General features: G+C 50.3%; 16 protein-coding genes. 7 read left to right on the forward strand and 9 right to left on the reverse strand.

Translation table 11 applies throughout. From position 1 onward, the window contains the following. The first annotated feature begins 873 nt into the window (after positions 1–873). Positions 874–1911 carry a tyrosine-type recombinase/integrase gene (locus HFD94_RS17690; RefSeq protein ID WP_022624268.1) on the forward strand — a complete coding sequence of 346 codons (1038 nt, stop codon included), beginning with the start codon at positions 874–876 and terminating at the stop codon, positions 1909–1911. Between the two features lie 435 nt (positions 1912–2346). On the opposite strand, the gene feoB is transcribed toward HFD94_RS17690, so the two are convergent. From feoB to HFD94_RS17705, 3 genes are all read right to left on the reverse strand, one after another. Continuing rightward, a complete protein-coding gene (gene feoB / locus HFD94_RS17695) occupies positions 2347–4674 on the reverse strand; it encodes a Fe(2+) transporter permease subunit FeoB (RefSeq protein WP_167433338.1) in 2328 nt (775 codons plus the stop codon). Further along, the gene (locus HFD94_RS17700; RefSeq protein ID WP_022624265.1) at positions 4674–4898 is read right to left on the reverse strand and encodes a FeoA domain-containing protein; all 225 of its coding nucleotides are present in this window, start codon (positions 4896–4898) and stop codon (positions 4674–4676) included. The genes feoB and HFD94_RS17700 overlap by 1 nt, the downstream gene beginning before the upstream one ends. A gap of 483 nt (positions 4899–5381) precedes the next feature. Then, positions 5382–5762 carry a YgiW/YdeI family stress tolerance OB fold protein gene (locus tag HFD94_RS17705; RefSeq protein WP_167433339.1) on the reverse strand — a complete coding sequence of 127 codons (381 nt, stop codon included), beginning with the start codon at positions 5760–5762 and terminating at the stop codon, positions 5382–5384. Between the two features lie 1011 nt (positions 5763–6773). Here HFD94_RS17705 and HFD94_RS17710 point away from each other — a divergent pair. From HFD94_RS17710 to HFD94_RS17720, 3 genes are all read left to right on the forward strand, one after another. After that, positions 6774–7010, forward strand: coding sequence for a YgdI/YgdR family lipoprotein (locus HFD94_RS17710; RefSeq protein WP_010257065.1), 237 nt, complete (start codon positions 6774–6776; stop codon positions 7008–7010). Positions 7011–7073: 63 nt separating this feature from the next. Further along, positions 7074–7616: a YfaZ family outer membrane protein gene (locus HFD94_RS17715; RefSeq protein ID WP_010257062.1), complete on the forward strand. Its 543-nt coding sequence runs from the start codon at positions 7074–7076 to the stop codon at positions 7614–7616. A gap of 105 nt (positions 7617–7721) precedes the next feature. Then, entirely contained in the window at positions 7722–8024 is a 303-nt protein-coding gene (locus HFD94_RS17720) for a hypothetical protein (RefSeq protein ID WP_029519489.1), read from the forward strand. A 52-nt stretch (positions 8025–8076) separates the two neighbouring features. On the opposite strand, the gene HFD94_RS17725 is transcribed toward HFD94_RS17720, so the two are convergent. Further along, complete coding sequence (locus tag HFD94_RS17725; protein WP_010671932.1) at positions 8077–8262, reverse strand: DUF2256 domain-containing protein; 186 nt, start codon at positions 8260–8262, stop codon at positions 8077–8079. Positions 8263–9134: 872 nt separating this feature from the next. Between HFD94_RS17725 and HFD94_RS17730 the strand changes: the two genes are divergently transcribed. Beyond that, complete coding sequence (locus HFD94_RS17730; RefSeq protein WP_010257055.1) at positions 9135–9536, forward strand: H-NS family nucleoid-associated regulatory protein; 402 nt, start codon at positions 9135–9137, stop codon at positions 9534–9536. 229 nt (positions 9537–9765) lie between these two features. Here HFD94_RS17730 and HFD94_RS17735 read toward each other — a convergent pair whose 3' ends face one another. Beyond that, positions 9766–10212 (reverse strand): VOC family protein, encoded by a 447-nt coding sequence (locus HFD94_RS17735; RefSeq protein ID WP_033786341.1) that lies wholly within the window; start codon positions 10210–10212, stop codon positions 9766–9768. Between the two features lie 68 nt (positions 10213–10280). Next, entirely contained in the window at positions 10281–11843 is a 1563-nt protein-coding gene (locus HFD94_RS17740) for a sensor domain-containing diguanylate cyclase (RefSeq protein WP_167433340.1), read from the reverse strand. A 275-nt stretch (positions 11844–12118) separates the two neighbouring features. Here HFD94_RS17740 and HFD94_RS17745 point away from each other — a divergent pair, with 275 nt between their 5' ends. After that, positions 12119–12520: an H-NS family nucleoid-associated regulatory protein gene (locus HFD94_RS17745; protein ID WP_010257048.1), complete on the forward strand. Its 402-nt coding sequence runs from the start codon at positions 12119–12121 to the stop codon at positions 12518–12520. Between the two features lie 91 nt (positions 12521–12611). On the opposite strand, the gene HFD94_RS17750 is transcribed toward HFD94_RS17745, so the two are convergent. Beyond that, the gene (locus HFD94_RS17750; protein WP_167433341.1) at positions 12612–13604 is read right to left on the reverse strand and encodes a GlxA family transcriptional regulator; all 993 of its coding nucleotides are present in this window, start codon (positions 13602–13604) and stop codon (positions 12612–12614) included. A 75-nt stretch (positions 13605–13679) separates the two neighbouring features. Beyond that, entirely contained in the window at positions 13680–14459 is a 780-nt protein-coding gene (locus tag HFD94_RS17755; RefSeq protein ID WP_167433342.1) for an MBL fold metallo-hydrolase, read from the reverse strand. A gap of 350 nt (positions 14460–14809) precedes the next feature. Between HFD94_RS17755 and HFD94_RS17760 the strand changes: the two genes are divergently transcribed. After that, positions 14810–15478, forward strand: coding sequence for a DUF2268 domain-containing putative Zn-dependent protease (locus HFD94_RS17760; RefSeq protein ID WP_167433343.1), 669 nt, complete (start codon positions 14810–14812; stop codon positions 15476–15478). 49 nt (positions 15479–15527) lie between these two features. Here HFD94_RS17760 and HFD94_RS17765 read toward each other — a convergent pair whose 3' ends face one another. Then, the gene (locus tag HFD94_RS17765; protein WP_010257039.1) at positions 15528–16544 is read right to left on the reverse strand and encodes an NAD(P)-dependent alcohol dehydrogenase; all 1017 of its coding nucleotides are present in this window, start codon (positions 16542–16544) and stop codon (positions 15528–15530) included. Positions 16545–16563 lie beyond the last annotated feature (19 nt).

Here is a 16563-nt window from a genome sequence, read left to right on the forward strand (position 1 = left end):
GCCATAAAATGTGTATAACTCGTTAATACGTTTTAATCCGGCTGATCAGCCAGAATAAGACCGCTGCGATAAATACATTAGCCGCTTTATTCGATTAAAAAGCTGATGCATATACTTATCGACGCTTTTGATTTGCAGGGGAACAAGATAGATGAAAGGAAGTGCTGTCTGGTATTTAAATCGGCGATAAGCTGGTATTTAGTTTTTTGTTCTGAGGGTTAATGCCTGGGTCTCTTTTGGTAGCGTAAATGACATGTCGCCTGTTCAGAACTATGAACGTAATATCGGGAGGTTGTGTTTAATTTATGTACTCTATAAAAATTTTAAAAGGATATTGCCTGTGAGCAGTGTTATATGGAACCTTTTTATGAGTTATTAATTTAACTGACTAACTAATTAACGTAGTCTGCCATTTTTCAACATCTCTATTTTGATGTTCCTGCTCATTATTGCGCTGGGAAAATAAAGCATCGTGATGTGCTGATTTATTTAAATAATGATTAAACCGTTCATACCCTGGTTTAAACGCGCCTTAGTTTGAGACATTTTTTTGCATCGTGGTTTCACTTAAACAACTCGCAGTGAGTTACGTTCAGCTATCGATAAAGCGTGTGACCTGTACCTTCCCTGACTGACTGCGATGAGCGTCAATCCGTTAAAAGCCAGACGGGATCGATTACGCCATACTAACTTCGTATAATTGTTCTTATACGAAGTCATGACATAGGGATGGTGCCGGGTTAAGATGGATAGCAGTAAAGTTCGCCCTGAAAATGACAACGCTACGTAAATTCTGACCGGTTATCCCCCTGCTTAGTTCTCAGAATTAACGTAGCGAGATCATCGGCGTCTTTGGTTGATAAGTGAGCAAATATGAGTGAGTTAGTGCCGTTAACCCCTCTGACGGTTGACCGGAATAGCGATATCACCGAGCGGCTCCGGCAGTTCGTTCAGGATAAAGAGGCTTTCTCACCTAACACCTGGCGACAGCTGCTTAGCGTAATGCGAATCTGCAATCGCTGGTCGGAAGATAACCAGCGCAGCTTCCTGCCGATGAGCGCAGACGATTTGCGTGACTATCTCTCTTTTCTGGCTGAAAGCGGCCGGGCCTCCTCAACCGTCACTTCACACGCGGCGTTAATTTCGATGTTACACCGTAACGCCGAATTGCCGGTGCCCAATGTCTCTCCGCTGGTTTTCCGGACGATGAAGAAGATAAACCGTGTGGCGGTGATCAACGGTGAGCGGGCAGGCCAGGCCGTGCCCTTCAGGCTGAGTGACCTGCTGGCGCTGGATAAAGAATGGTCAGGTTCTGATAACCTTCAGGCGCTTCGCGATCTGGCTTTTTTACATGTGGCTTATGCAACGCTATTGCGTATCAGTGAACTGTCGCGTTTGAGGGTGCGGGATGTGATGCGTGCCGGTGATGGTCGCATCATTCTGGATGTGGCATGGACAAAAACTATTGTGCAGACCGGCGGATTGATTAAGGCGCTCAGCGCCCGTTCAACTCAACGACTGGAAGAGTGGATTGAAGCGTCAGGGCTATCCAGCCAGCCTGATGCCTGGCTGTTTACTGCAGTACATCGGTCTGGCCGGCCACTGATTGCCGAAAAGCCGATGAGCACAAGGGCACTGGAACAGATTTTTAGCCGGGCATGGCGCACTGCCGGAAAAGAGGGCGCAGTAAAGGCCAACAAAAATCGCTACACCGGCTGGAGTGGCCACAGCGCCAGGGTAGGAGCTGCGCAGGATATGGCAGATAAAGGTTATCCGATTGCCAGGATCATGCAGGAAGGCACGTGGAAAAAACCAGAAACACTGATGCGCTATATTCGCCATGTGGATGCACACAAAGGTGCCATGGTGGAGTTTATGGAGCAATATGGTGACCCTGATTATCCTGGCTGATGGCTCCTGAAATGAGAATAAAGCCCTTATTCAGGCTGAAGTTATCCACAGAAAAAGTGGACAGCCTGTGTGTAAGCCGGTACGGATGAACGCTGAGGCGGGTATCAACAGCGTTCATCCGGCTGATTTAATTGATTTATTCTTACTGCCATACCGCATGCTGCGAATCTGTCTGCAAAACAGGAGCTGCTATCCATAATAAGGGCATGCTGCAGTGCATGGTCAGACCTGCTTTGGTAAGTATCCGCCTTAGCGAGAAGGATAATGCTTCTGGCGGGGTTAATTGTCATGCTGCCTTTGTCACTGCTCATACGCTAATCATCCCACTATTCTGGCTTCAAATTCGTAAGAACAATTAACAGGACAATCCTCACCTGTCCGCTGCGGCCAGGAATCGCCGGCAGCGGAAAGAGTGAATGTCATCAGTACTTATTTTTACCGGGCAAAGCCTTTCTGCTTATCACAGCCGCCGTGGCAGCCGCTGCAGCTCCCCTTTTCCTCCCTGAGCATGACCGGTATTGACTGCACCCGGCTTCCCGCTTTTCGCAATGCCAGCAGGATGATTCCGTTCAGCACCAGCACAATTATCAGGCAGGTCGCACTAAATGCAGGATGGTCGGCAAAAGTGACGGTCTGGTAAAACAGCGTGGCGGTGGCGTAGGCAATATTGAGTCCCCAGAAGAAGGAGAACATCATCCATTTTTTACCGGCTTCCCGCGCAATAGCCCCCATGACCGAGACGCAGGGAACATAAAGCAGGACAAAAATTAAGTAACTGTAAGCGGCAAAGCCACTGCCAAATTTGGCTGACATCACGCCCATCGAACCAGTCGCCATCTCACCATCGCCTTTACTGGCATCGATGGGATGGGCCAGCGCATCAATTCTGAAGGCAGCCGTTAACCCCGCCCAGGTCTCTGTCAGCGCCTCTTTAAGCTCACCAGGCAGGTCAAAAGCCTGCGGATCAAATTGACTGCTCTGGATTGCCTCTGTGGTGTAAAGGCTGTTGAGCGTGCCAACCACGACCTCTTTCGCCATGATGCCGCTCACCAGCCCCACTGTTGCCTGCCAGTTATCCTGAGTGACCCCAATCGGCAACAGCACGGGGGTGATCGCTTTGCTGGTCGCCGCCAGCGCAGAGTGGTTAATGTCATTAACCATCTGGCCATTAAAGGCAAAACTGCTCAGTACGCCAATCAGCATGCTCACCAGGATAATCACCTGTCCGGCTCGCACCACAAACATTTTCAGCCGTTGCCAGGTCTGCAACAGCAGGCTTTTGAGGTGAGGCCGGTGATAGACCGGCAACTCCATGATAAACGGCGAGGCTTCTCCGCCCAGCAGGGTATGCTTAAGCACCAGCCCGGTCGCGATGGCCACCACAATGCCAAGCAGGTAGAGGGAGAAAACCAGGCTGGAACTGTGGGTGTTAAAGAATGCCGCAGCGAAAACCGCAAAAATCGCCAGCCGTGCGCCACATGACATAAAAGGCGCAATCAACACCGTCAGCAGACGCTCACGCGGTGTATCCAGCGTCCGTGTCCCCATGACCGACGGGACATTACAGCCAAAGCCGACAATCAGCGGCACAAAGGATTTTCCCGGCAGGCCCAGTGACTGCATCAGACGATCCATCACAAAAGCGGCGCGCGCCATGTAGCCGGAGTCTTCAAGAAAAGCGAGGAACAGGAACATCAGGCCAATCTGCGGAATGATCGGCAGCACGGTATTGATACCGGCACCGATACCCTGCGCCAGGAAAACCGTCAGCCAGTCAGGGAAGTGGCAGACATAGCCCAGCCATTGCGCACCATGAATGAATATCGCCACCGAACTGCTGTCGAACAGTGGCTGTAGCGCGGCACCAATGTTAATTGAAAGAACAAACATCACATACATCACTGCCAGGAATATCGGAATGCCCAGCCAGCGGTTCAGCACAATTTTATCGATCCTGCGGGTCAGACCGGCGGGCATTGCGTGATGAATGTTACTCACTGCCGCGCAAAGCGCATTGATGGTGCGATAGCGGTAATCGGCAATCTGTACGCCGGTCTCTCCTCCGGCCTGCTGCATAATCTCGGGCAAATGCGGAACCAGCGCCGGACAAAGTTTCTGACTGTTGATATCCCCTTCCAGCAGTTGCAAGGCCAGCCAGTAGCGTTTTTGTGGGGCTATGGCGGCGGGCATCTGTTGGCAGAGCTGCTCAATGGCCGTTTCAATCGCAGCCGGATAACGTACCCGTTCAGGTGCGCGGTAAATATGGGGCTGGTCAATCAGCGCTTTGAGCTGGGCAATGCCATCACCTTTGGTTGAGGTCAGTGAAATGACCGGACATCCGAGATGAGCTGACAGTGCTGCGACATCAATAGTGATGTTCTGGCTGGCGACAATATCCTGCATGTTCAGGGCGACAATGCAGGGTACGCCCAGTTCCAGCAGCTGAAAGGTCAGGAACAGATTACTTTCCAGACTGGAGGCATCGACGACGTTAATCACCACATCGGCGTGATCCTGATAGAGATACTGGCAGGCGATGCTCTCATCTATCGAACTTTCAGCAGATAGCGTTGTCAGCGATCGGGTGCCTGGCAGATCAATAAGCCTGACATCTGACTGCGCGGTAAAAAATTGACCCTCTTTGCGCTCAACTGTGACGCCAGCCCAGTTCCCGACCCGCTGTCGGGCACCGGTGAGCTGGTTAAACAGCGTGGTTTTGCCGGTATTAGGATTACCAATCATCCCGATGGTTATCTTCTTCATCAGACGATTTCCTCCAGGATGATGTCGTCCAGGTCACGCTGCCGTACCGCCAGGCTGACACGGCGGGTAGAGATCTGCACCGGATCGCCCATTGGCGCCACGCGAATGACCTCAATAACTGCGCCGGGAAGCATGCCCATTGTCAGTAATTTCTGGCGCCAGGCGGAATTTACCGATGGCTGATAGCCAAGGATCCGGTAGGTGCTGCCCATATTCATTGCCATATCACGCCCTGCCTAAAAGTAAGAAGCACTCATTCTATAAATGATACTCGTTTCGGTTTTTGATCTGGCATCGGGCAGGCAGAAGAAAACTGCCGTCAGGGTCAACGGCAGGTCAACAGGGCATTAAATGGGGGTTCTTCCAGGCGCGGGTTCAACAGTTAAAGGCTGATGTGGAGAATGTTGAATCATTCCCGCACTCTACATTTAGTTACATCATTCAATGTACCGTAAATAACTATTACGGCCCTTCGGGCCGTGCGGGGCGGCTGGTCAATGAGCACTCGGATTCACAGAACGGCTCCGTTCAGGTTTAATCAAAAAAACCAATCTGGCAGGATATCGCCGGTAACGTAATCTGCTCAAATAGGGTGTTGTAACTAAATTGCGGCTGCTGTAATGAAAGAAAGGCGTCCTGGAAGGATCATTTTCACAATGGCAGTGCCCTGATTTTCAGGCCACCACCAGGTGATGAGCGAATAAGGATTACTTAAGAACCCGAACCGTTTTTATATCAATCTCAACACTGTTCCAGTCTTTATCAACTTCACCTTCAAGACGGACTTTATCACTCGGTGATAACGATTGTCCCATCCAGCGCTTGTCATCAATATCGACATTAATCGTTCCGGTAGCATCTTTGAACTCATAAAGTTCATGCCCCACTTGTCTGATGATGTTACCTTCCAGAACGACCCATGCGTCATCACGCAGCGTCTTAACCTGAGCGACAGAAGAGACGCCGGGTGTCGGACCTTTAAATCCGCCCTGAGAATACCCCTGCCCTGCTGGATTAACAAAACCTTCCTGTGCAGCAACTCCAAAACTCATACCGGCAAACAATGCTGCTAAAAGAAACTTTTTCATATTTATCTCCGTTAAAATTGTCGGGCTAATTTACGATGCAGATCTTAACGGGATCTTAAGAAAAGTGATTACCTCCATGTGTTTTAAAAATGTAATGAGCATGATGCGCACGATAAATCCGCATCAGAAAAACAATCAAAGTTAAATCCATGTTGTTAACAAAATAAATTGATAGATAAACAGTTACGTGAGAGCTGAACTTTTAACATTCACTTTATTATGGTCATTGTTACGCTTTCACTTTGCATCATTTCTTATAAATCCCATAGCTAACATGTCTGTTAACGGATATTATTTCCTGGCATAGATATATCCCAGTATTAAAACATTATGTATCGCAGTTTTGCTCATTAACTATTTTTTTCTTTTTACAACCACTCAACAGAGTGGTTTTTTTCTATGCCCGGTTCCCGATGATAGTAACAGAACCCAGTAACGCTGCGTATGCAGTGTATCGACAACGGCTCCCATTCGGAATGCAGCCCTTTCTGGCATTAAAAGGGGAAGAATGTTGCCTGATACTGTCTGAAAATGCATAAACAGAAGAGGAGAGTGGTTAAAGGCCGATATGCTTTGCAACTTTCTCAGAGAGTGGTGATAGCCTGATGCCCCCCCAAACTGACAAGAGATAAAGGATCATGCGGAATTTACCGAAGTTCGGAGATTCGCCAGCGTGAGCCTACGAGTAAATCAGTTTAATTCAGTCTTTGAGCATCAGCCTGTCCTTCTTTCAGATTCATTTTTGCGGATTCGAGCTTAAGTTTCTTTTCCTCTACCTTGCTGGTTTTCTTCCTGATTCTCTCAGTACAACCTTCTGCCTTCGCTTCCGCAAGTACTGGTCGCAAAACAATCAATACCCGCCATGGTTGCATACTCCTGAGCAACCCATGATATTGATCCAGATCATTATCAACCTGATAAAGAGGCAAACAGCCGGATTGTTAGCATGTCGTTTAACAATCACAGCGAATAATGCCGCATCTTCTTAAAAAGAAACGACAGGAAAGTAAAATGACATCTTTTAATTCTGGCAAGAAATTCGCTTTTGCTATTGCGATGATAACTTCTGTTATGTCCCTTTCCGCCTGCTCAAGCAATTATGTGATCTCCACCAACGATGGGCACATGATTACGACTCATGGCAAACCCGCAAAAGATAAAGAAACAGGCATGATCTCTTATAAAGACACGGATGGAAACATGCATCAGTTACAACAGCACGATGTTAAAGAGATTGTGCAAAAGTAAACCTGCTTTAATAGCAATCTTAATCATTATCCTGAAAATCTGATTCTGTGGGAAAACTGAGCAATGAAATTTTCTGTAATTGGCTTTGGCTTATTATTGTGTGCATCCTCCTCAGCCATGGCCATTGGCCTGAATGCCGAACAAAGTAAAAACACCTCGGTGCTGGACGCAGAAATCGGCCGTTCATCCGGCGGGCTTTATGTTGATGGTCAGTGGATCAAAAATACGGCGGATGGTGTTCAGATTGGTCAGGCGGGTACCGGTTATAACCTTGAAATTGGACCTGTGATGCTGACGGCTGGCGTTAAAGCCGCTTACATCGGCGGCAAAAAAGGAGATAACGGCGTTGCGTTTCCTGTTGGCGGCGGTGTGAAAATCAATCTGCCCGCTAATTTTGCGTTGTATGGAGAAGGTTATTCCGCCCCGGAACAGCTGACCAACAGCGTTAAGAATTTCGTTGAGGCCAATGGCGGTGTCAGCTGGTCACCTGTGGATCCACTGGTGTTAAAAGTGGGCTATCGCTATGCGGGTGTTGATGGCAAAGATGGACGTCCGGGTCATACCCTGATCGATGGTCCCTATATCGGTGGCGGCCTGACATTTTAACGTCGGATGACTCTTCCCTTTTTTTGTGGTGAGGAAACCCTGCCGATCGGTTTCCTTACTCAATCACTCGTCTCAACTCAGGCGGGGAGCACTGAGAAACAGATTATGAAACCTCTTATGCTGATGTTATTTACTCTCTGTCTGACCGGATGTGTGCAGTATAAATGGGTCAAGCCAGATGCATCTGAACAGCAGGAAACAATAACGGAAACAGCCTGTCGGGCCCAGGCACTGCGGGATTTACCCCCTGACAATGTCGTTAGCGGTAAATACACCTCAAAAGACAGTAAATATAAAACCACTGACACCGATTACTCCACCAGCGACGCCAATGAAAGCCAGCGAGAGATACTGGTTAAAGATTGTATGTTTAAAAGAGGCTGGCAACAGATCGAGGTACAGCAATAGCCCCATTCCCCTGACTGAGGCCAGGTTAATCCCTGGCCAGCTCTAGTCAGCGTCAGAGGTCAGGTTCAGGTTTTATTTCTGTATCATCCTCTTGCCGATCAGTACGCTGCCGCCGGCACCGTTCCGAGCAATACAACACCTCGTCCCAGCATCGTTCCCACTTTTTTCGCCATGACATCGGTTTATTACACGTTTTGCAGTAGCGAACCGGTAATGACTTTTTATTGCCTTTGAACACGCCAGTCTCTCCTGAGAACCCCTTATAACGCTGACAATAGCGTCTCTTATACAGTTTAGCTTGCTTGTGAGTAAGTTTTGAGGGCAATTGAGATCGCACTGTTTACCGCTTCATCGGCGCATAAGGCAATATGGTACCCGGATGATGTGGCTCAGGTTGCCTTGATTAGCGGACAGCCTCTCTGGCCCCATACGGCGGCTAAAAAGTCATTACGCCCGTAAATAATCAATCCAGGGTCATACAGGTCACGCGTGAATCTGACTGTTTTATCCCCCTTTACTGGGGTTTGTCTCTCCAGGCTTTTAAAACAAAGCCATAACCCGTCTGGTGATGATCGCCTTAACCAGAACGTTATTTAAGTGATAAATTAATCTGATTTCATGGTCTTAGATATTGTCTGAATAAATCAGCCGCCTGATGGTTATTTTTTAGTAATTTTGCTATGCGTCCTTTACAACCCTATTATGGTGGCCTCATGGACATATCCAGCTTTATCTGGAGAAGTATGCACGGTGACTGCCTCTCGGAACAAAGCAGGTCCGCGATTAGCGAAGCGATTCTGCTGGAAAAGTGGCGTGAAAGCCTGGTTTATCCATAACGTAACTAAATTATTGAGCATCATCAGATGAGGCACCTTTTTGACATTTTGAGCGAAGAGTGTAAAAAAAAGAGTAACTTTACTTTTGTTTAAGGGTCTTACGTTAATTACAGTTTAAACTCTTTGAGAAAGCGATTAATATGTTGGCGTTGAACTATCGGTTCTGTATTTTGATTCTTCGAAGGCAAGCATCTTAAAAAAGCAGGTCTGACGAAAAGCATCAGCGTGAACCCGCTCTGTATTTTATTATCTGAACATGACTATGGTGACTTTGATGAGTGACACTCTCAACAGCTTGAATAATATCCGTACCCTTCGCGCAAACGCTCGCGAGCTTGACCTTGCTGCCCTGGAAGAAATGCTGGAAAAACTGTCGGTTGTGGTGAGTGAGCGACGTGAGGAAGCACAGGCTTCTGAAGCAGCTAATCGTGAAAAAGCTGAGAAACTGGCAAAGTACCGTGAATTACTGTTGCAGGAAGGTATCGATCCTAACGAACTGTTAAATGGTATGCCGACTGCACCAGCCGTGAAGAAAAAACGCGCGCCTCGTCCGGCTAAATATCAGTACACCGACGAAAATGGTGAGGTTAAGCAGTGGACTGGCCAGGGCCGTACCCCATCTGCTATTAAATCTGCCATTGATGCAGGTAAATCGCTGGATGATTTCCTGATTTAATCCAGTATGCATAATGAAACACCGCCTGCATCAGGCAGGCGGTTTTTTCACCATAAATGGTCAGGTTCAAGCATCTCAATTACCGGCCAGCCTGTACCCTTTCCTTTCTCATCTTGATATTGTCTCTCCATCCATAATCCTGCTCAGGCGTTACCCTGAACTCAATAACTGAAAAGCTTTACGCAGTCACACAACAGGTAATGGGATTCATTCTGTTCTCTCAACCGCTTTATTTATTCAGCGATTGCGTGTTGCGGGCTGTGATAATTTCCAGTCCGATCTGCTGACCATAAGAGAGCTCAAGCGTATTGCCATCAGGATCGGCAAAAAATGCCCAGTAGCCGACTGGCACACCAGATTGCTGCGCGTCGCGTCGCAACACACCTTCGAGCCGAGCGAGTGCCACTTTTTCATCTATCTCTTCACGGCTGCTACAGGCCACGCCTATATGACCAAATGGACCCAGCGGCGTATCTTCACTGTTGTCAGATTGCACCAGCACCAGCGCAAAAGGTCGGGTTAAATCCGACAGCCATGCCACTTTCTGTGCTTCAGGAATGCCAGGTTCACGCTGATGTATCACCTGCATCCCGGCATAACGCTGATAAAAATCTACGCTCTTTTCTAAATCCCGTACCTGTAAAGCAAGATGAGTGAAACCGGTATCGTTTGACATGGCCGCTCCCTGTTTAAGTTGAGCTGTCACCATGCCACAGGCAGGATTCAGGATTTGATCACGGATGCTCAGCCGCTACGTTCTTCACACATGGCCTGGTTACGCCCTGCCCGTTTCGCGTGATACAAAGCCTCATCCGCGCGCGCTATCAGCGATTCTTTTTCCTGTTGTGAGTCTGAAGCAAGATAGACGGCGCAGCCTGCACTCAGGGTGACGTGCTTTTGCGGCAGTTCCGTGGTGAGATGCGGAATATCGAGCCTGTTAACGGCGTCGATGATCGATTCCGCGAAGTTCAACGCGGCTGACAACGGCTGTCCGGGCAGAATAATGGCAAACTCTTCGCCGCCATATCGGGCCGTAAGTTCGTTTTTGCGGCGGGCGGCGTTCTTCAGAACAGTAGCCACTTTTTTCAGGCAGTCGTCACCCGCCACATGGCCGTAGGTATCGTTGAAACGTTTAAAATAATCGATATCGAGCAGGATCAATGACACGGGCAGGCCACTGTGCTCCGCGTTCTGCAGGCATTCAGTCAGCATGTGATCAAAATGGCGCCGGTTGGCAACACCCGTCAGCCCGTCACTCTGTGCCAGATTTTCCAGTGCGCGATTAGCCGCGGTCAGGTCATCGCGTAATCGGGTCAGCTCAAGCTGATAACGCAGCGTATGCCGTGCCTGACGCAGTACAAATGCACCCAGTAAAAGAATAACAATCAGCAGCGCCAGGCTCAGAATCAGATCATGTACCCAGCTCTTGAGCCAGTGGTTAAACAGCGCGCGCTTGTCATATCCCGCGGCCACCACCAGCGGGTATCGCTGTGAGCGTACAAAGCCAAAGATGCGTTTTTTACCATCAAGCGCAGCGGTCCACTGACCGCTGCCTTTATCCGCATGGGCAAGCATCCTGAGGAAAAGCGGACTCACTGAGAGGTTTTTGCCGATGTAGCTATCCGGCATCGGACGGGCGTAAAGCACGGTACTGTCTGCCAGCATCAGTACCAGTACATCGCCTTCGCTAAGTTCATAATAGCTGTAGAAACGGCGGAAATAGTCCACTTTGATGGTGGCGAGTAAGACACCCCGAAAGCCGTTAAAGGCATCGTTCACACGCAGCGTAACCGGGATCACCAGCTCGTGAGTGGTGCGGCTGCGAAGCACCGGGCCGACGTGCAGGGTATCGCGCGGGCTGGTGCGGTGATAATCGAAATATTCACGATCGGAATTATTGATGTCAGGCGGTATCCGGCTCATAGAAGTGGCTATCCATTTCCCCTGCGCATCATAGTAGAACAAGCCGTGTAGTTGTGGCAGGTGGCTCTGCAACAGGCGCATCGTCTGGCTCAGCGCCTCGCCATCTACACCGGTTGTGGCAATCTGCTTTTCGAGCTCGCGTTGCACCTCGCGCAAAGAGAGCTCGGTCTGCAAAAATGTATCGTCCGCCTGGCGCGCCTGTGACAGCGACAGATTAACTGCCGTATCTTCAGCTTTATCGACGGTCTCATTCCAGTCTTCCCGCAGCGTCCACACATTTAAGCCAATCACCGCCACGCTGAGCAATACGCCTGAAAGGATAATACTTCTTAGCAGCGGCGAGATTTTTGGCGCTGAACCCTCATTTTTTTGGCGAAACTTCATGCCTGTCCTTAATAAACCCTGTTGACTGATTTAAGCACAGTTAATCAAAAGCAAAAATGCAAATCCCACAATCCTGTTTCAACAATGATAATCCGCAATTAACCAGCAGATTTCGCTTAAAATTTCTTCTTTATTGGTTCAACCAGCACCCTTAATAGAGGATTAATAGCGAATAAGGCTACACTAGCGCTTCAAATATCACGTGGGTAAATGTTACCCTTACCAGCTGAATAATTTGCACTTCATTGATTAAGTTGAGTATTTGAGGATTTGTTATGAGTAAGAACCTGAGCAGCCTGAACAATATCCGCACGCTTCGTGCAGAGGCGCGCAATATGGCTTTAGATATGCTGGAAGAGTTACGCCAGAAATTAGAGACCGTGGTAAATGAACGTCGTGAAGAGGAAAACGCGCGGGCAGCGGAAGCCCGTGAGAAAGCAGAAAAACTGGCGTTCTACCAGGAGCTGTTAATGGAAGAAGGGATTAACCCGGCGGAGCTGGTGAATAGCGCATCCCCCTCGGTAACCGGCAAAAAGAAACGCGCAAAGCGTCCGGCGAAATACCGTTACAATGACGAAAATGGTCAGGTTCGTTACTGGACGGGTCAGGGCCGAACGCCCTCCGTAATTAAGGCGGCCATTGAAAACGGCCAGTCGCTGGATGATTTTCTGCTGTAGTCGCATTTATTTCTGCCGGAATAGTGACCGTCATTACGCGGGAATATTCCGGCAGGCAAAGTCACAGGCGCAGAAATTCATCCGGGCCTGGTCACTCATCGTCCTGTCGTAATGTCTCATCACTCATCACCGGATGCGGCCCCCGAAATGTCCGGCGCCACTCGCTGGGAGAGACGCCAAACCGGGATTTAAAACGCTGACGAAATGACACGGGCGAATCAAAACCCGCCTTTTCTGCCACACATTCAATGCTGATGCCGGTGGTTTCGAGTAATAGCTGGCTGCGTTGCAGACGCTCTGCTGTCAGCCACTCTCCCAGGGACATGCCTGTCGCCTTGTGAAAATGACGCGTCAGCGTTCGCCTGCTCATGCCAAGCGTCCGCGAAAGTGAGTCAAGATCCTGCGGCTGATGCAGATTCTGTCGCAGCGACGCCAGCAACGCGTTGATCTTACTGTCACGCGTTGTTTCCGGAACCGGCCGCTCAATGAACTGCGCCTGACCGCCTTCACGGTAAGGCGGCACCACCATGCGTCTGGCTACCCGATTAGCCATGGCGCTGCCATAGTGGTGACGGATGATATCCAGACAGCAGTCGATGCCCGCCGCGGTGCCGGCAGAGGTGATCAGACGAGTGTCACGGGTATAAAGAGCATTACTGTCGAGGTGAACCTGCGGAAAGCGCTCGCTGAAGTCACGCTCAAATTCCCAGTGAGTGACAGCACGATGCTTATCGAGCAAACCTGCATAAGCCAGTACGTAAGTGCCCAGACATAGTCCAACGATCTCTGCGCCGCGCTGCCAGGCTGCCACCAGCTTATCAAACAGCGCCTGCGCAGGTTTTTCAGCCGGATTATGCCAGTAGGGCACGATAATAATGTCCGCCTGATCAAGCGGGTCAAGACCCTGTTCCACCGTAATTGACAACCCCATTTCTGAGATGACCGGGCCTGGTTTCAGTGCGCAGATATCGACATGAAACAGATCCGGCTGCGGCAGGGCTGAGCCGAACAGAATACAGGGAACTGAAAAATGAAACGGACTAAAACCGGCCGTTGCCAGCACCGCGACTCTCAGAGCAGCCATCCTCTCCCCCTTATTGTGTGAAATCGTAGTGTTGAGAACTCACGGCACAATTGTGCCGGTTTAGTGCCACGACGCTCAGAACGTCATTGTTTCACCATCTTCCGGGATCAGCACCTGGTCAGCAATACCCTGTTCGGTAGTCCAGGCTCGCAGCTCTGCGCGCGTCAGCAAACAGTGGTTGATCGCCTCCATGTGTGAGGCAACCAGCGTTGCGTCAGGCAGGATATTCAGCGTGCGCTGGGTATCCTCTTTTCCCATGATAATCGGCCCATAGAGATCGTTGGTTGCATTGCCGATATTCATTACCACCACCTGCGGCTGAAAACGTTGCAGCGCTCTGACATAGGGTTTGACCCATACGGTATCGCCAGCTATATAGAGGGTTTTTTCTGCCTGATGGGTAAAGACCAGGCCACAGGCGTCACCCAGAATATCGCCCATCACTTTGTCGGCATATAACGCATTGCTGCCGTGCTGACCGTCGGTTTTATAAATCGTCAGGCCATCAACAAACGGATTCTCATCCTGCAGCACGCGAACATTTTCAAACCCCTGCGAACGAATCAGCGCTGCATCCGTTTCATCCTGGCTGTAGATCATCATCGTCTTCGGCACTAGCTGCTGCGCAGCCTCATCCCAGTGATCCATATGCGTGTGGGTGATAATAACCGCATCGACTGCCAGCAGTGCAGCGACCGGGACAGGCAGCTCAACCATCGGATTTCTCAGATGGGGACGGGCATTTCCGGCAAATCCGGGCCAGGCCTCTTTTTCGGCCAGCATCGGGTCGATCAGGAATTTTTTGCCTGCATAGTCCAGTAGCAGGGTGGCATTACGAATCTGGGTCAGCTTCATTTTGGCTCCGTAAACAGTTTCAGTGAAATCAGCCAGGCTTACTGGCTACCATAAGATCACTTTACGGCACTGTTTACCTGCGCGTGACAGGCTCAGAGGACAGTGTTCGATGGAAACGGGCCAAACTGCACTATTTTCTTGTGGCAGGGTATCTATCGGTGCTGGCGTCGCGACGAGACAGCCCTGAATGTTCAGGAATGGCAGGCGTTCCGGAAGTTGCTTTTAACTCTTTACCGACAACGATAACGCTTTCTTCCGGTGTCTGTTTAAAGCATTGCCGGTTAAGGTATTAGTAGCTCTGGCGGGTCCCGGACCTGTGTTCTGATTATCAACCTTTGACAGGAGAGTTTGTGAACGACTTATGGAAATTGCACTGGCTGGAGGCATCGGGTGATGTTGGGCCTTATAAATCGTCAATAGTCAGGGCCGCTGAGCTCGCCTGCGAGCACCTCTCCTCCGTGACACGTGTCCCTCGTCTGGATATTCTGGTTCAGTGCATGCCGGAGGCAGTAATACCTGAAACCGGTTTTGCAGGCCGGGCTTACGGGCCCACCCTGTTCGGCCTGGCCATTGACCCGGCAAATCCGAATCTGCCCGGGATGCTGGAAAATGGCACGCTGGTGCGGCATATCGTGCATGAAGTCCATCACTGTTTGCGAATGCGCGGGCCGGGATATGGCTGGACGCTGGGTGAAGCGCTGGTCAGCGAAGGTCTGGCGGGTCAGTTCGTCTGCTGGCTGCTTAAAACGGCAGCAGAGCCCTGGGAGCAAGCCATAGAGCTAAGCGAGTTGCAGGCTAATCCAGTGCCGCTGACCACGCTGCAAAGTCCTCATTATGATCATTCTGCCTGGTTCTTCGGCACGGGTGACTTTCGCCGATGGTATGGCTATACGCTGGGCTACCAGATGGTTGCCGCATGGCGCCGTGATAACGCGGAATGTGCTACAGAGAAATGGTTCAGCCTGACAGCCGATGAGGTGATTGCCGCGGGGCTGGCTAAGGGACTGCTGACAAATTGAGGATAAAAAAATGCCGCAGCAGGCTGCGGCATTTCATTTCAGATTCGCATCAGAAATCGGCTTTCAGAACCACACGGTAATTGGCTTTACCGGCGCGAACGTGATCCAGCGCTTTATTGATGTCAGACATCGGGAAGAACTCAACCTGTGGCGCAATATCCGCACGCGAGGCGAGTCGCAGCAGCGAACGCAGCTGGCCTGGTGAGCCGGTTGATGAACCGGTCACCGCTTTGTCGCCCAGGATCAGATCGAAAGCACTCACTTCAATCGGCTTCATTACGGCACCCACGGTGTGGAATTTACCCTGAGGTGCCAGCGCAGCGAAATAAGGTTTCCAGTCCAGGTCGACCGCCACAGTACTCAGGATCAGGTCAAAACGGCCTGCCTGCTTTTTCAGAGCTTCTGGATCACGGCTGTTAACCACTTCATCCGCGCCCATATCCAGGATCGACTGCTTCTTATCTGGCGTTGAGCTGAATGCCACCACTTCGGCACCCATCGCGTGCAGGATCTTAATTGCGATATGGCCCAGTCCGCCGATACCAATCACACCCACACGGCTGGTTGCCGTGATGTTGCTCATCAGCAGTGGTTTAAACACGGTGATACCGCCACACAGCAGCGGACCGGCGCTCGCCACATCCAGTTTTTCTGGCAGCGGAATAACCCATTGCCAGTCAGCACGCAGCTTCTCGGCAAAACCACCTTTGTTCATGATGGTCGGGATGCTGCCCTGCTGACAGTTAACCTGCTCGCCGTTAATACAGGCATCGCAGTGCTGACAGCTTTTTGCTGTCCAGCCGATTCCTACACGCTGGCCGACTGAAAGACCTTTGTTCTTAGCCGCTTCGCCCAGGGCTGAAACCCGGCCAATCACTTCATGTCCTGCAATCACCGGGAACTGAGAGATGCCCCACTCGTTGTCGATCATCGACAGATCTGAGTGGCAGACGCCACAATATTCGACCTGGACTTCGACTTCTTCGGCTGCCAGTTCGGCGGCATCGTACTCATAGAGTTCAAGGGCCTGGCCAGCCTGCATGGCTGCATAACTTTTAATTTTCATTCATACCTCTGCGTGGTTA

Source organism: Pantoea sp. EKM20T (assembly GCF_011800485.1).
GTDB classification, from domain to species: domain Bacteria; phylum Pseudomonadota; class Gammaproteobacteria; order Enterobacterales; family Enterobacteriaceae; genus Pantoea; species Pantoea agglomerans.

Bases quoted from the DNA above. Each gene is read 5' to 3' on its own strand.
- HFD94_RS17690 (WP_022624268.1), top strand. From the start codon at position 874: ATGAGTGAGTTAGTGCCGTTAACCCCTCTGACGGTTGACCGGAATAGC.
- feoB (WP_167433338.1), bottom strand. From the start codon at position 4,674: ATGAAGAAGATAACCATCGGGATGATTGGTAATCCTAATACCGGCAAA.
- HFD94_RS17700 (WP_022624265.1), bottom strand. From the start codon at position 4,898: ATGGCAATGAATATGGGCAGCACCTACCGGATCCTTGGCTATCAGCCA.
- HFD94_RS17705 (WP_167433339.1), bottom strand. From the start codon at position 5,762: ATGAAAAAGTTTCTTTTAGCAGCATTGTTTGCCGGTATGAGTTTTGGA.
- HFD94_RS17710 (WP_010257065.1), top strand. From the start codon at position 6,774: ATGACATCTTTTAATTCTGGCAAGAAATTCGCTTTTGCTATTGCGATG.
- HFD94_RS17715 (WP_010257062.1), top strand. From the start codon at position 7,074: ATGAAATTTTCTGTAATTGGCTTTGGCTTATTATTGTGTGCATCCTCC.
- HFD94_RS17720 (WP_029519489.1), top strand. From the start codon at position 7,722: ATGAAACCTCTTATGCTGATGTTATTTACTCTCTGTCTGACCGGATGT.
- HFD94_RS17730 (WP_010257055.1), top strand. From the start codon at position 9,135: ATGAGTGACACTCTCAACAGCTTGAATAATATCCGTACCCTTCGCGCA.
- HFD94_RS17735 (WP_033786341.1), bottom strand. From the start codon at position 10,212: ATGTCAAACGATACCGGTTTCACTCATCTTGCTTTACAGGTACGGGAT.
- HFD94_RS17740 (WP_167433340.1), bottom strand. From the start codon at position 11,843: ATGAAGTTTCGCCAAAAAAATGAGGGTTCAGCGCCAAAAATCTCGCCG.
- HFD94_RS17745 (WP_010257048.1), top strand. From the start codon at position 12,119: ATGAGTAAGAACCTGAGCAGCCTGAACAATATCCGCACGCTTCGTGCA.
- HFD94_RS17750 (WP_167433341.1), bottom strand. From the start codon at position 13,604: ATGGCTGCTCTGAGAGTCGCGGTGCTGGCAACGGCCGGTTTTAGTCCG.
- HFD94_RS17755 (WP_167433342.1), bottom strand. From the start codon at position 14,459: ATGAAGCTGACCCAGATTCGTAATGCCACCCTGCTACTGGACTATGCA.
- HFD94_RS17765 (WP_010257039.1), bottom strand. From the start codon at position 16,544: ATGAAAATTAAAAGTTATGCAGCCATGCAGGCTGGCCAGGCCCTTGAA.